The sequence below is a fragment of the Streptomyces sp. NPDC045431 genome (genome assembly GCF_040646655.1).
GTDB lineage: Bacteria > Actinomycetota > Actinomycetes > Streptomycetales > Streptomycetaceae > Streptomyces.
The window spans coordinates 86,721-99,138 of sequence record NZ_JBEZAQ010000010.1; the positions used below are offsets into that span (position 1 = coordinate 86,721).

The 12,418-nt window shown below is 72.3% G+C and carries 11 protein-coding genes; 9 read left to right on the forward strand and 2 right to left on the reverse strand.

Going from position 1 to position 12,418, the window contains the following annotated elements; all coding sequences use genetic code 11:
* Nucleotides 1-182: 182 nt before the first annotated feature.
* The 9 genes from AB0A69_RS21295 to AB0A69_RS21335 all read left to right on the forward strand — a co-directional run bounded on the left by AB0A69_RS21295 (nucleotide 183) and on the right by AB0A69_RS21335 (nucleotide 9,943).
* Nucleotides 183-980 carry a hypothetical protein gene (locus tag AB0A69_RS21295; protein WP_361424009.1) on the forward strand — a complete coding sequence of 266 codons (798 nt, stop codon included), beginning with the start codon at nucleotides 183-185 and terminating at the stop codon, nucleotides 978-980.
* A gap of 85 nt (nucleotides 981-1,065) precedes the next feature.
* Nucleotides 1,066-1,836 (forward strand): YcnI family protein, encoded by a 771-nt coding sequence (locus AB0A69_RS21300; RefSeq protein ID WP_361424012.1) that lies wholly within the window; start codon nucleotides 1,066-1,068, stop codon nucleotides 1,834-1,836.
* A gap of 42 nt (nucleotides 1,837-1,878) precedes the next feature.
* Nucleotides 1,879-2,589 carry an SCO family protein gene (locus tag AB0A69_RS21305; RefSeq protein WP_361424015.1) on the forward strand — a complete coding sequence of 237 codons (711 nt, stop codon included), beginning with the start codon at nucleotides 1,879-1,881 and terminating at the stop codon, nucleotides 2,587-2,589.
* Entirely contained in the window at nucleotides 2,586-3,071 is a 486-nt protein-coding gene (locus tag AB0A69_RS21310; protein WP_361424018.1) for a copper chaperone PCu(A)C, read from the forward strand. The genes AB0A69_RS21305 and AB0A69_RS21310 overlap by 4 nt, the downstream gene beginning before the upstream one ends.
* 21 nt (nucleotides 3,072-3,092) lie before the next feature.
* A complete protein-coding gene (locus tag AB0A69_RS21315; RefSeq protein WP_361424021.1) occupies nucleotides 3,093-4,997 on the forward strand; it encodes a copper resistance protein CopC in 1,905 nt (634 codons plus the stop codon).
* On the forward strand, nucleotides 4,994-6,238 hold the full coding sequence (gene efeB, locus AB0A69_RS21320; RefSeq protein WP_361424332.1) for an iron uptake transporter deferrochelatase/peroxidase subunit: 1,245 nt from the start codon (nucleotides 4,994-4,996) through the stop codon (nucleotides 6,236-6,238). The genes AB0A69_RS21315 and efeB overlap by 4 nt, the downstream gene beginning before the upstream one ends.
* Before the next feature lie 56 nt (nucleotides 6,239-6,294).
* Nucleotides 6,295-7,230 carry a prephenate dehydratase gene (pheA, locus tag AB0A69_RS21325; RefSeq protein ID WP_361424024.1) on the forward strand — a complete coding sequence of 312 codons (936 nt, stop codon included), beginning with the start codon at nucleotides 6,295-6,297 and terminating at the stop codon, nucleotides 7,228-7,230.
* A gap of 617 nt (nucleotides 7,231-7,847) precedes the next feature.
* Nucleotides 7,848-9,125, forward strand: coding sequence for a serine--tRNA ligase (gene serS / locus AB0A69_RS21330; protein ID WP_361424027.1), 1,278 nt, complete (start codon nucleotides 7,848-7,850; stop codon nucleotides 9,123-9,125).
* Entirely contained in the window at nucleotides 9,122-9,943 is an 822-nt protein-coding gene (locus tag AB0A69_RS21335) for an HAD family hydrolase (protein ID WP_361424030.1), read from the forward strand. Before serS ends, AB0A69_RS21335 begins: the two co-directional genes overlap by 4 nt.
* Nucleotides 9,944-10,176: 233 nt before the next feature.
* Here the strand turns inward: AB0A69_RS21335 and lpdA are convergent, their stop codons facing one another.
* Nucleotides 10,177-11,580: a dihydrolipoyl dehydrogenase gene (gene lpdA / locus AB0A69_RS21340; RefSeq protein WP_361424033.1), complete on the reverse strand. Its 1,404-nt coding sequence runs from the start codon at nucleotides 11,578-11,580 to the stop codon at nucleotides 10,177-10,179.
* 108 nt (nucleotides 11,581-11,688) lie between these two features.
* Complete coding sequence (locus AB0A69_RS21345; RefSeq protein WP_361424036.1) at nucleotides 11,689-12,408, reverse strand: ABC transporter permease; 720 nt, start codon at nucleotides 12,406-12,408, stop codon at nucleotides 11,689-11,691.
* Between the last annotated feature and the right edge of the window lie 10 nt (nucleotides 12,409-12,418).

The following is a 12,418-nucleotide window of genomic DNA, read 5'->3' on the forward strand; positions in this document are numbered from 1 at the left end:
TCCTGGCTGCGGCTCGACATATCGATTCGTATTGCCCCCACTTGTCGGTCGTAAGCGCGACGTTGACGCCGAAACCCTCATTCGGCGGATGTGCGTAGCCCGTACGCCGTTGTATGTCGCAAAGGGAATCTTCCGGACCTGCCGTGTGGCGGCTCGGGGCGCGGTGCGATGATGGCCCGGCCATGTCTGCCCTTCTCGCCGCGCCACGGCTGCTGAGGGCCGCGGTGTTCGCCGCGGTCTGCGTCGTGCTGTCCGGAGTCGGGCACGCGCTGGCCGCCTGTGCGACCGTCCCGTGGTGGACGCTGGCCGTCGGGTTCGCCGGCGTCTTCACCGCCGTCGCGCCGTTCGCCGGCCGGCAGCGGACCCTCCCGGTGATCGCCGCCTCGCTGGCGGGCGGACAGCTGGCGCTCCACACGCTCTTCGGGCTCGGACAGGGCCGGCACCTGGCGCTCGGCGGCGCCCAGGCGGACGAGGCGCTCATCCGGACCGCCGCCAAGCTGGTGTGCGGGGCCGGAGCCTCCTCGCTCAGCCCCGCGGACGCCCGGCGGATCGTCACCCTGGCCGGCATCGACCCGGCCACCGCCGCCGCGGGGCACGCAGGGCACTCGGGGCACGTCGGCCATGCGGCCGAGTCCGCCGCCGGGCTGTGGCCCAGCCTGCCCATGGTCCTCGGCCACCTGCTGGCGGCCGCGGCGACCGGCTGGCTGCTGCGCCGCGGTGACCTCGCGCTGCTGAAGCTCGCCCGGCTCTCCGCGCACGGCGCCACCGAGGTCGCCGACGCCGCGCTCGTACGGAGCCTGCGCGCCGCCCTCGTCCTCGTACGCACCCTGGTCTCCGGGCTGCCCGCGCTGCCCGCGGGCGGGCCGCGTCCGCCGCGTACCGACGACGACCGTCCGGCGCCCGCCGCGGCGGAGGCACTTCTCCACACGGTGATCAGGCGCGGCCCCCCGGCCGTATCCACCTGCGTCCTCGCAGCCTGACACGGCCCACTCGACGGGAGCGGGCCGTGGTGCGCGCCCGCGCGCACGCCGCCTACCTCTCATCGCATGTGGAGTGTGTTCCCCCATGAACGTTTCGCGTACGAACGTGTCCCGCGTCGCCCTCGCCGCCGGCGTCGCCGTCTCCTCCGTCGTCCTGCTCTCCGGCACCGCCTTCGCGCACGTCAGCGTGCAGCCGCAGGGCGAGGCCGCCAAGGGCGGGTACGCCACCGTCAACTTCAAGGTGCCGAACGAGCGCGACAACGCCTCGACCGTGAAGCTGGAGGTCTCCCTCCCCGCCGAGCACCCGCTGGCCTCGGTCTCGACGCAGCCCGTCCCCGGCTGGAAGGCGGAGGTCACCAAGACCAAGCTGGCCACGCCGCTGGAGGTGCACGGCAAGAAGATCACCGAGGCGGCCACGAAGATCACCTGGACCGCGTCCGGCTCGAAGATCGCCCCCGGTGAGTTCCAGCAGTTCACGGTCTCGCTGGGCCGGCTCCCCGAGAACACCGACAAGCTCGTCTTCAAGGCCCTCCAGACGTACGACAACAACGAGGTCGTCCGCTGGATCGAGGAGCCGAAGGAAGGCGCCCCGGAGCCGGCGACGCCCGCCCCCGTCCTGAAGCTGTCCGCGGCGACGGACGACCACCACGGGGGCGGCGCGGCCACCGGCGCCTCCGACGACGACAAGGCGAAGGCCAAGGGCCACGGTGCGGAGACGAAGGCGTCCGACGCCGGCTCCGCGGGCTCTTCCGACACCACCGCCCGGGTCCTGGGCATCGTCGGCATCCTGGTCGGTGCCGCCGGTGTCGCCTTCGGCGTCCTGGCCGGGCGGCGCCGTACCGACGCGTCGGCCTGACGGCGCGGCCCGCAACGCCCGCACCCTCCGAGAGAGAACCTGATGCACCTCCAGAAGTCAGACGACGTGCAGGCCCGTCCCCGCCGGCGTACCCCGCTCATCGCGGCGGTCGCCGGCGTGGCGGCGCTCGCCCTCGCCGCCGGCGGCTTCGCCCTGGCGCAGGGCGACGACTCCGAACCGTCCGCGAACGGGCCCATCGTCCTCTCCGGCGAGCAGTCGCAGAAGGCCGCGACCGTGCTCGACCGGCCGATGACCAAGCCCGACCTCGTCCTCACGGACACCAAGGGGCAGCCGTTCGACCTGCGCGAGCGCACCAAGGGCAAGCCGACGCTGATCTACTTCGGCTACACGCACTGCCCCGACGTGTGCCCGATGACGTTGAGCAACATCGCCCTCGCCAAGTCGAAGCTCCCCAAGGCCGACCAGGACAAGCTCCAGGTCGTCTTCGTCACCACCGACCCCGAGCGGGACACCGCCGCCGAGCTCGCCAAGTGGCTGCCCGCCGCCGGCGACCCCTCCTTCACCGGACTCACCGGCGACTTCCCGACCATCCAGGCGGGAGCGCGCCAGCTCGGCATCGGCATCGACCCGCCGAAGAAGGAGAAGGACGGCTCGGTCGTCTCCATGCACGGCGCGCAGGTCTTCGCCTTCTCCCCCAAGACCGACCAGGGCTACGTCCTGTACGGCGAGGACACCACCTGGCAGGACTACGCCAAGGACCTGCCGAAGCTCATCAAGGGGGAGGCTCCGTGACCCCCGCGACCCCCGGGGCCCCCAGGACACGTCCCCGTACCGCCGTGGCCGCCGCCATAGCCCTGGCGGCCGCCCTCGCCCTGGGCGGCTGCTCGTCCCAGGAGGCGGACGGGAAGCCGGAGCTGAAGGTCAGCGGTGCCTTCATGCCGAAGCCGGTCGGCGACATGGCCGCCGGGTTCCTCACCATCGGCAACAGCGGAGGCGCCGCCGACAAGCTCACCTCCGTCACCAGCCCGCTCTCCGACGACGTCCAGATCCACGAGGTGAAGGACCAGAAGATGCGGCGGGCGACGTCCTTCGAGATCCCCGCCAACGGTGAGCTGCGGCTCGAACGCGGCGGCAGCCACATCATGTTCATGGACATCAAGCGGGAGCCGAAACAGGGCGACAAGGTCGCCGTCGAGCTGCACTTCGAGAGGTCCGGCCCGATCACGGTGGACCTCCCGGTGGAAGCGGCCGGCCACAATCCGGCGCACCGATAGGGATCCGGGGGACACACCACCATGACAGCCACCACCGCCCTGTCCCGGCCGCGCGGGTTGTCCCGGCTGCTGCTCGTCACGGCCGTGCTGCTCGGCGCGCTGTTCACCGGCGCGGCACCCGCCTTCGCGCACGCCGCACTGACCGGGAGCGACCCGAAGGACGGGGCGGTGGTCGCCACCGCGCCCAAGGGCGTCACGCTCACCTTCTCCGAGCAGGTCGCCATGGACGACGACTCGATCCGGGTCCTCGAACCGAGCGGCAAGCGCGCCGACACCAAGAAGCTGCGCGACCTGAGCACCAGAGCGGTCGTCCGCTACGGCGTCGACCTGCACGCCGGGCTGCCGAACGGCACGTACACCGTCGCCTGGCGCGCCGTCTCCGCCGACAGCCACCCGATCGCCGGCGCGTTCACCTTCTCCATCGGAGCGCCGTCGAAGACGAGCGTCGCGCTGCCGCGGCAGGAGGCGGGCGGCGGTGCCGTCGGCGTCCTGTACGACATCGCGCGCTATGTCTCGTACGCCGGTTACATCCTGCTGGCGGGTGGCGCCGCCTTCATCCTGGCCTGCTGGCCGCGCGGCGCCTCGCTGCGTCCGCTGCAGCGGCTCGTCGTACGCGGCTGGCTGGCGCTGACCGCCGCCACGCTCGCGCTGTTGCTGCTGCGCGCGCCGTACACGGCGTCGGGGTCCCTCGCCGACGCCTTCGACCTGGCCGCGCTCGGCGCCGTCCTGGAGACCAAGACGGGCGCCGCGCTCGTCTCGCGGCTGCTGCTGCTCGGCGCGGCGGCGCTCTTCGTGGCCGTGCTCTTCGGCGCGTACGCGCGGAACGACGACGAAGCGCAGACGAAGGACCTGACCTTCGGGCTCGCGATCGGCGGCACGGTGATCGCCGCCGGCATCGCGGGCACCTGGGCGCTCTCCGAGCACGCCTCCGCCGGGCTCCAGCCGGGCATCGCGATGCCCGTCGACGTCCTGCACCTGCTGGCGATGGCCGCCTGGCTGGGCGGGCTCGCCGCGCTGCTCGTCACGCTGTACCGCGACCCGTCGATCGAGCGGGCGGCGGTACGGCGGTTCTCGCGGCTCGCGTTCGGGTCCGTGGTGGTCCTCGCCGCGACCGGGATCTACCAGTCGTGGCGGCAGGTCGGCTCCTGGTCGGCGCTGACCGGCACCTCGTACGGGCGGCTGCTGCTGGTCAAGGTCGCGCTGGTCGCCGTGCTCGTCGGGGTCGCGTGGACCTCACGGCGCTGGACGGGGCGGCTGGCGGAGACGCCGGTCACCGCCACCGAGGAGGACGAGGGAGAAGAGGCGCGAGAGGAAGAGGAGCAGCCGGTCACCGTGCCGGAGGACGGCGAGCGGGCCGCCCAGCTCGCCCGCCAGCGGGCCGCCGTGGCGGCCGCCCGCGCCAAGCGGTCACGCGACGCCGACCCGGGGCGCGCCGGGCTGCGCCGCTCCGTCCTCGCCGAGGCGGCCATCGCCGTCGTCCTGCTCGCCGTCACGACCGTACTGACGACGACCGAGCCGGGCCGCACGGAGGAGGAGGCCGGAGCGGGGCGTACGCAGCCGACGGCGACCGCCCCCGTACCGAACCGGCCCGTCGACCTGCGACTGCTCTTCGACACGGGCGGCGTGAACGGAAAGGGCACCGTACGGATCAGCCTCACGCCCGCCCGTTCCGGCGCGAACGCCCTGCACGTCTTCGTCGACGGCGCGAACGGCCGGCCCCTCGACGTCCCCGAACTGAAGGTGTCCTTCACCCTGGACGCCCAGCAGATCGGCCCGCTGCCCGTCACACCGGACCGGGTCGCGGCAGGACACTGGAGCGCCGAGGGCGTACAGATCCCGATGCCCGGCGAGTGGCGGCTCCAGGTCACCGTGCGCACCTCCGACATCGACCAGACCACCATCGACAAGAACGTGAAGATCGGCTGACCGTGAACGACCACCTGGAACTCTCGAGGCGACGGCTGCTCGGCACCGTCGGGGCGGCCGGCGCGACCGGGCTGGTGCTCGGCGCGGCCGGCGGCGCCGCCACCTACGCCGCCACGTCCGGCGCCGAGCCGGGCACACCGCTGGCGGCGGTGGGCCGGGCCACCGTGCCGTTCCGGGGCGCGCACCAGGCGGGCATCGTCCAGCCGCTGCAGGCGCGCGGCCACCTGGTGGCGTTCGACCTGGCGCCGGGCGCGGGGCGCCGGGAGGCGGCCGCGCTGATGCGCCGCTGGTCGGCGGCGGCCGAGCTGCTGATGGCGGGCGAGCCGGTGGGCGACGGGGACAGCGGCGTGGCCCTGGACGCGGGACCCTGCTCCCTGACCGTCACCTTCGGCTTCGGCGCGTCCTTCTTCGACCGTACGGGGCTGGCGGCGCGGCGCCCGGCGCAGCTGGACCCGCTGCCCGCCTTCTCCTCCGACCAGCTGGACCCGAAGCGGTCGAACGGCGACCTGTGGGTGCAGATAGGCGCGGACGACGCGCTCGTCGCCTTCCACGCGCTGCGCGTGATCCAACGGGAGGCGGGCGCGGCCGCGAAGGTGCGCTGGCAGATGAACGGCTTCAACCGCTCCCCGGGCGCCACCGCCCACCCGATGACCGCCCGCAACCTGATGGGCCAGGTCGACGGCACCGGGAACCCGAAGCCGTCCGAACCGGACTTCGACGAGCGGGTCTTCGTCCCGGAGGGCGGCCCCCAGCCGTGGATGGCGGGCGGTTCGTACGCCGTCGTGCGCCGCATCCGGATGCTGCTGGACGACTGGGAGAAGCTGCCCCTGGCCCGGCAGGAGCGGGTCATCGGGCGCCGCAAGTCGGACGGTGCCCCGCTGACGGGCGGGAGCGAGACCACCGAGCTCGACCTCGACAAGACGGGTCCCGACGGCAAGCTGGTCATCCCCGACAACGCCCACGCCCGCATCTCCGCGCCGGAGCAGAACGGCGGCGCGGCGATGCTGCGGCGCCCGTTCTCCTTCCACGACGGCATCGGCGCGGACGGGACACCCGACGCCGGGCTGCTGTTCATCGCCTGGCAGGCCGACCCGATGACCGGCTTCGTACCGGTGCAGCGCAAGCTGGACCGGGGGGACGCGCTGTCGCCCTTCATCCGCCACGAGGCGAGCGGCCTGTACGCGGTCCCGGGCGGCCCGGCCGAGGGGGAGTACGTGGGCCAGCGGCTGCTGGAGGGCTAGCCGCCTCGGGCACCGGCCCTCACGGCGGACTGGGCCGAGCGGACTATGGTGACGGTATGTCGGCCACGCGCTATACGTATCTCGGTCCCGAGGGCACCTTCACCGAAGCGGCCCTGCGTACGCTCCCGGAAGCCGCCACCCGGGAGCTCGTGCCGATGGTCTCGGTGCCGGCGGCCCTGGACGCCGTACGCAACGGGGAGGCCGCCGCCGCCCTCGTACCCATCGAGAACTCGGTGGAGGGCGGGGTGACCGCGACCCTCGACGAGCTCGCGGCCGGCGAGCCGCTGATGATCTACCGCGAGGTGCTGCTGCCGATCGCGTTCGCGCTGCTGGTGCGGCCCGGCACGAAGCTGTCCGACGTCAAGACGGTGACCGGGCACCCGGTGGCCCAGCCGCAGGTGCGCAACTGGCTGCGGGCCCATCTGCCGGAGGCGGTGTGGGAGTCGGCCGCCTCCAACGCGGACGGGGCCCGGCTGGTGCAGGAGGGCCGGTACGACGCCGCCTTCGCGGGTGCGTTCGCGGCGGCGACGTACGGGCTGGAAGCCCTGGTGACCGAGATCCACGACGCCGAGAACGCGGAGACGCGGTTCGTGCTCGTGGGCCGGCCCGGCCGGCCCGCCGCGCCGACGGGCGCCGACAAGACGTCGGTCGTCATCTGGCTGGGCGACGACCACCCGGGCGCGCTGCTGGAGCTGCTCCAGGAGTTCGCGGTACGGGGGGTGAACCTGATGCTCATCCAGTCGCGCCCGACCGGCGCCGGCATCGGCAACTACTGCTTCGCCATCGACGCCGAGGGCCACATCGCGGACCGCCGGGTCGGCGAGGCGCTGATGGGCCTGAAGCGCATCTGCCCGAAGGTGCGGTTCCTGGGGTCGTACCCCCGCGCGGGCGTGGCCCCCGAGGAGGTGCGCGCCGCGCGGCCCGGGACGTCGGACCACGACTTCACGGCCGCCTCGGACTGGCTTGCGCGCTGCCTGGACGGCCGGGCCTGAGGCTCGGCCAGAGGCCTCGGCCTGAGCCGGGCCTGAGGCTCGGGGGACTCGGGCCTGGGGTTCCGGCCTGAGGCGGGCCTGAGGCCCGGGTGCCGCGCGCCGAAAGTTATCCACAGGGCCGCTTCTCGACCTGGGGACAAGTCGACACGGCAGGGCCGACACATACCGCCAACGTCGACAAATCGCCCTAGTCACCGTAGGTGCCCCCAGGTGCCCCCACGGGGTGCCATGTCGCCCCTCGTCAGCCTCATCCCCTTGATCACCCCCTTAGGGGGTGGAATTCCCACTCGAATGAGCGCCAGAACGGGGTTTGACCAAGGAATCCCGTGGTTCGATTGCCGCATTCGCCGTGATCTTTTCCGGAGTCCACAGAACTTCCGCACAGTCTGTGGATAACTCAGCATTCGGACAGCCCCCTGTGGACAACACCCCCGCACACACGGCCGCGTGACCCGCTTCGCCCTCCGCGCACCCGCCCACGGAATCGCTCCTTCCGGAGAAGGAAATCCCCCTTTATCACCCGCCACTCGGCGCACATGTTTCCCAGATGAGGCCACAACGGAGTGTCCGGCGATATCGGGTGGGGTGGCGCGAGCACGCGACGGTAGCCTGGTGGGGTGATTGACCTTCGCCTGCTCCGTGAGGACCCCGACCGTGTTCGCGCCTCCCAGCGCGCCCGTGGAGAGGACGTCGGCCTCGTCGACGCCCTGCTCTCCGCCGATGAGCGGCGCAGGTCGTCCGGCGTCCGCTTCGACGAACTCCGCTCCGAGCAGAGGGCGCTCGGCAAGCTGATCCCCAAGGCCTCCCCCGAGGAGCGCGCCGAGCTCCTGTCGAAGGCCGAGCGGCTCAAGGCGGACGTCAAGGCCGCCGAAGCCGAGCAGAACGAAGCCGACGAGGAGACCCGCCGCCTCCTGCTCAAGCTCGGCAACCTCGTCCACCCCGACGTGCCCGTCGGCGGCGAGGAGGACTTCGTCGTCCTGGAGACGCACGGCACCATCCGCGACTTCGGCGCCGAGGGCTTCGAGCCCAAGGACCACCTGGAGCTCGGCGAGGCGCTCGGCGCCATCGACGTCGAGCGCGGCGCGAAGGTCTCCGGTTCGCGCTTCTACTACCTGACGGGTGTCGGCGCGCTGCTGGAGCTCGCCCTGGTCAACGCCGCGATCGCCCAGGCGACGGCGGCCGGCTTCACCCCGATGCTGACGCCGGCGCTGGTGCGCCCGCGCGCCATGGAGGGCACCGGCTTCCTCGGCCAGGCCGCCGAGAACGTGTACCACCTGGAGAAGGACGACTACTACCTCGTCGGTACGTCCGAGGTGCCCCTCGCCGCGTACCACATGGACGAGATCATCGACGCCGACAAGCTGCCGCTGCGCTACGCCGGCTTCTCGCCGTGCTTCCGCCGCGAGGCCGGCACGTACGGCAAGGACACGCGCGGCATCTTCCGCGTGCACCAGTTCGACAAGGTCGAGATGTTCTCGTACGTCGCCCCCGACGAGGCCGAGGCCGAGCACAAGCGGCTCCTGGACTGGGAGAAGCAGTGGCTGACCTCGCTGGAGCTGCCCTTCCAGGTGATCGACGTCGCCACCGGTGACCTCGGCGCGTCCGCCTCGCGCAAGTACGACTGCGAGGCGTGGATCCCGACGCAGGGCAAGTACCGCGAGCTGACGTCCGCCTCCAACTGCGACGGCTTCCAGGCGCGCCGCCTGTCCGTCCGCATGCGCGACGGCAAGAAGATCCAGCCGCTGGCGACCCTGAACGGCACGCTGTGCGCGGTCCCGCGCACCATCGTCGCCCTCCTGGAGAACCACCAGCTCGCGGACGGCTCCGTGCGCGTGCCGGAGGTCCTCCGCCCGTACCTCGGCGGCCGCGAGATCCTGGAGCCGGTCTCCAAGTGACCTCCCGCCCGTACGGCTTCCCGTACAAACTCGTCGCGACCGACCTCGACGGGACGCTGCTGCGCTCCGACGAGTCGATCTCGGCTCGTACGCGTGACGCGCTCGCCGCCGTGACGGCGGCGGGCGCCGCGCACATCGTCGTCACCGGGCGGGCGGTCCCGTGGACCCGCCACATACTGGACGACCTCGGTTACGACGGTCTGGCGGTGTGCGGCCAGGGCGCGCAGGTCTACCACGCCGGCGAGGACCGCCTGCTGACCTCCGTGACCCTCGACCGCCAGCTCGCGGGCCTCGCCCTCTCCAAGCTGGAGGCGGAGGTCGGCCCGCTGGCGCTCGCCGCGAGCCGCGACGGCCTCGACGGCGAGGTCCTCGTCGGCCCCGGCTACCGCGTCCAGGAGGGGCCGCTGCCGTACGTCGCGTACGACGACCCCACCGAGGTCTGGGCCGCCCCGCTGACCAAGGTCTACATCCAGCACCCGGATCTGGACGACGACGCCCTCGCCCTCGCCGCCCGCGAGACCGTCGGCGGCCTCGTCGACGTCGTCATGGCGGGCCCCGGCGTGGTGGAGATCCTCCCCCTGGGCCTCAGCAAGGCGACCGGCCTCTCCCTGGCGGCCCGCCGCCTGGGCCTGAAGGCCGCGGACACGATCGCGTTCGGCGACATGCCGAACGACATCCCGATGTTCGCCTGGGCCGCGCACGGCGTCGCCATGGCCAACGCCCACGACGACCTGAAGGCCGTGGCCCACGAGGTCACCGCCTCGAACGAGGCGGACGGCATCGCGGTGACGCTGGAAGCGCTACTGGCCGGCGCCTGAGCGCCGGAGCGCCAGAGCGCCAGAGCTCCTCCGCTCCTCGGCTCCTCGGCTCCTCGGCTCCTGAGCAGGGCCCCCGGGTGGGGGCGGCCCGCACGGCCCGCATCGCGGGACGCGCGCTCGAAGCGGCCGCCCCCGGTTCGGTGGGGCCCGCCCCACCAATGTCCCGCGCGCACGCGCCGCGGCGCCACCGGATTAACCACCGGTGGCGCCGCGGGACCGCATGCGGGGAGGCCTCAGAAGTTGATCATGTGGCCCGCGAGGCCGTGCACGGCCTCCTTGACCGCCTCGCCCAGCGTCGGGTGCGCGTGGACGTTGCGCGCCACCTCGTGGACGGTCAGGTCCCACTGCTGCGCCAGCGTCAGCTCGGGCAGCAGCTCCGTGACGTCCGGCCCGATCAGGTGCGCGCCGATGATCTCGCCGTACTTCGCGTCGCTGATCAGCTTAACGAAACCGGTGGTGTCACCGAGCCCGTGGGCCTTGCCGTTCGCCATGAAGGGGAACTTCGCGACCTTGACGTCGAAGCCCTTCTCCCGCGCCTGCTCCTCCGTCCAGCCGAAGCTGGCGATCTGCGGCTGGCAGTAGGTGGCGCGCGGGATCATCGGGTAGTCGAGCTCCATCGTCTCCGCGCCCGCGATGGTCTCGGCCGCCACGACACCCATCGCCTCGGCGGTGTGCGCGAGCATCAGCTTCGCGGTCACGTCACCGATGGCGTAGATGTGCGGCACCGAGGTGCGCGAGCGGCCGTCGACGTCGATCGCGCCGCGCTCGGTGAGCTTCACGCCGGTGTTCTCCAGGCCGTAGCCCTCGACGTTCGGCGCGAAGCCGATCGCCTGCAGCACCTTGTCGGCCTCCAGCACCTGCTGCTTGCCGTCCTTGCCGGTCACGGTGACCCGCACCTGCGGACCCGACTCGTCGATCGTCTCGACGCGCGTGGAGGTCAGCACGTCGATGCCGAGCTTGCGGTACTGCTTCGCCAGCTCCGCCGAGACGTCCTTGTCCTCCAGCGGCGCGATCCGGTCCAGGAACTCGACGATGGTGACCTTCACGCCGTAGTTGTGGAGCACGTACGCGAACTCGATGCCGATCGCGCCCGCGCCCGCGATCACGATCGAGCGCGGCAGCTCATCGGCGAGGATCTGCTCCTCGTACGTCACCACGCGCTCGCTGCGGCGCGTCCCCGGCAGCAGGCGCGGGGTGGCGCCGGTCGCGATGATGCAGTGGTCGAACGAGATGGTCGTCTCGCCGCCGTCGGTCAGCGCCACCCGCATCGAGTTCGCGTCCAGGAAGGTGCCCCGGCCCGTGAACTCGGTGATCTTGTTCTTCTTCATCAGGAAGTGGACGCCCTTGACCCGGCCGTCCGCCACCGTGCGGCTGCGCCGGAAGGCCTCGCCGTAGTCGAAGGACACCTCGCCGTCGACCTTGATGCCGTACGTCTTCGCCTCGTGCGTGAAGAGGTGCGCCAGCTCGGCGTTGCGCAGCAGCGCCTTGGTGGGGATGCAGCCGACGTTCAGGCAGACACCGCCCCAGTACTTCTCCTCGACCACCGCGACGCGCTTGCCCAGCTGGGCGGCGCGGATCGCGGCGACGTATCCGCCGGGGCCTGCTCCGAGTACGACGACGTCGAAGCGGTCTGACATGGCTTGCTCCCCAGGTTGTGAGTGCGTGCGAGTCGTTCGGCCCCACAGTAATCCCGGGGAGCAACGGCCACCCGCCGTTGAGACGTACGCCCTACTCGCCCCCTGGCGCTACTCGTCTCCGGCCAGGGTCAGCGTCCGCAGCTTCTGCCCGGCGTACCAGGTCGCCGCGACCGTCACCCCCGCCAGCAGCACCGTCGCCACCGGCAGGGCGACGTCCGAGGCGATGAGCCCCTCGCCGCTGACCTTCTCGGCCACCGCCAGCGCCCACTGCTGGACGCTCAGCGTGCGCGCCCCGGCGATCAGGGAGCCGAACAGGGCCTCCCACAGCAGCGCGTACACGAGCCCGATGACCACCGCGTGGCGGCTGACGGTGCCGAGGAGCAGGAAGAGCGCGCTGTACGCGATCGAGGCGACGAGCGCGGCGACGGTGTACGCGACCGCCACCTGCCGGCCGTTGCCGTTGAGGATCAGCCCGGCGAGGAACGTCGGCACGGCCGAGAAGACCATGGTCACGGCGATGGCCACGATGAGCTTGGTGAAGATGATGGTGGGCCGCTTCACCGGCTTGGCGAGCAGGTAGACGATCGAGCCGTCGTCGATCTCCGGCCCGATCGCGCCGGTCCCGGCGATGACGCCGATCAGCGGCACCATCGTGGCGAGCGCGAACCCGCCCAGGACGTCGGCGGCGATCTGGTCGTCGGCGCCGTTGAACGTGCGGACGGCGGCCGCGATGAGCAGCAGGAGCGCGGGCAGGACGAAGAGGATCGCGGCCCGGCGGCGGCCGAGCAGGGCCCGGTAGGTGAGCCGGGCGACAGTGGGGTTGTACATGGTCGTGAGG

Excerpts from the sequence above, each read along its gene's own strand:
- AB0A69_RS21315 (WP_361424021.1), top strand. The coding sequence starts at position 3,093 with ATGACAGCCACCACCGCCCTGTCCCGGCCGCGCGGGTTGTCCCGGCTG.
- AB0A69_RS21300 (WP_361424012.1), top strand. The coding sequence starts at position 1,066 with ATGAACGTTTCGCGTACGAACGTGTCCCGCGTCGCCCTCGCCGCCGGC.
- AB0A69_RS21295 (WP_361424009.1), top strand. The coding sequence starts at position 183 with ATGTCTGCCCTTCTCGCCGCGCCACGGCTGCTGAGGGCCGCGGTGTTC.
- AB0A69_RS21345 (WP_361424036.1), bottom strand. The coding sequence starts at position 12,408 with ATGTACAACCCCACTGTCGCCCGGCTCACCTACCGGGCCCTGCTCGGC.
- pheA (WP_361424024.1), top strand. The coding sequence starts at position 6,295 with ATGTCGGCCACGCGCTATACGTATCTCGGTCCCGAGGGCACCTTCACC.
- AB0A69_RS21305 (WP_361424015.1), top strand. The coding sequence starts at position 1,879 with ATGCACCTCCAGAAGTCAGACGACGTGCAGGCCCGTCCCCGCCGGCGT.
- lpdA (WP_361424033.1), bottom strand. The coding sequence starts at position 11,580 with ATGTCAGACCGCTTCGACGTCGTCGTACTCGGAGCAGGCCCCGGCGGA.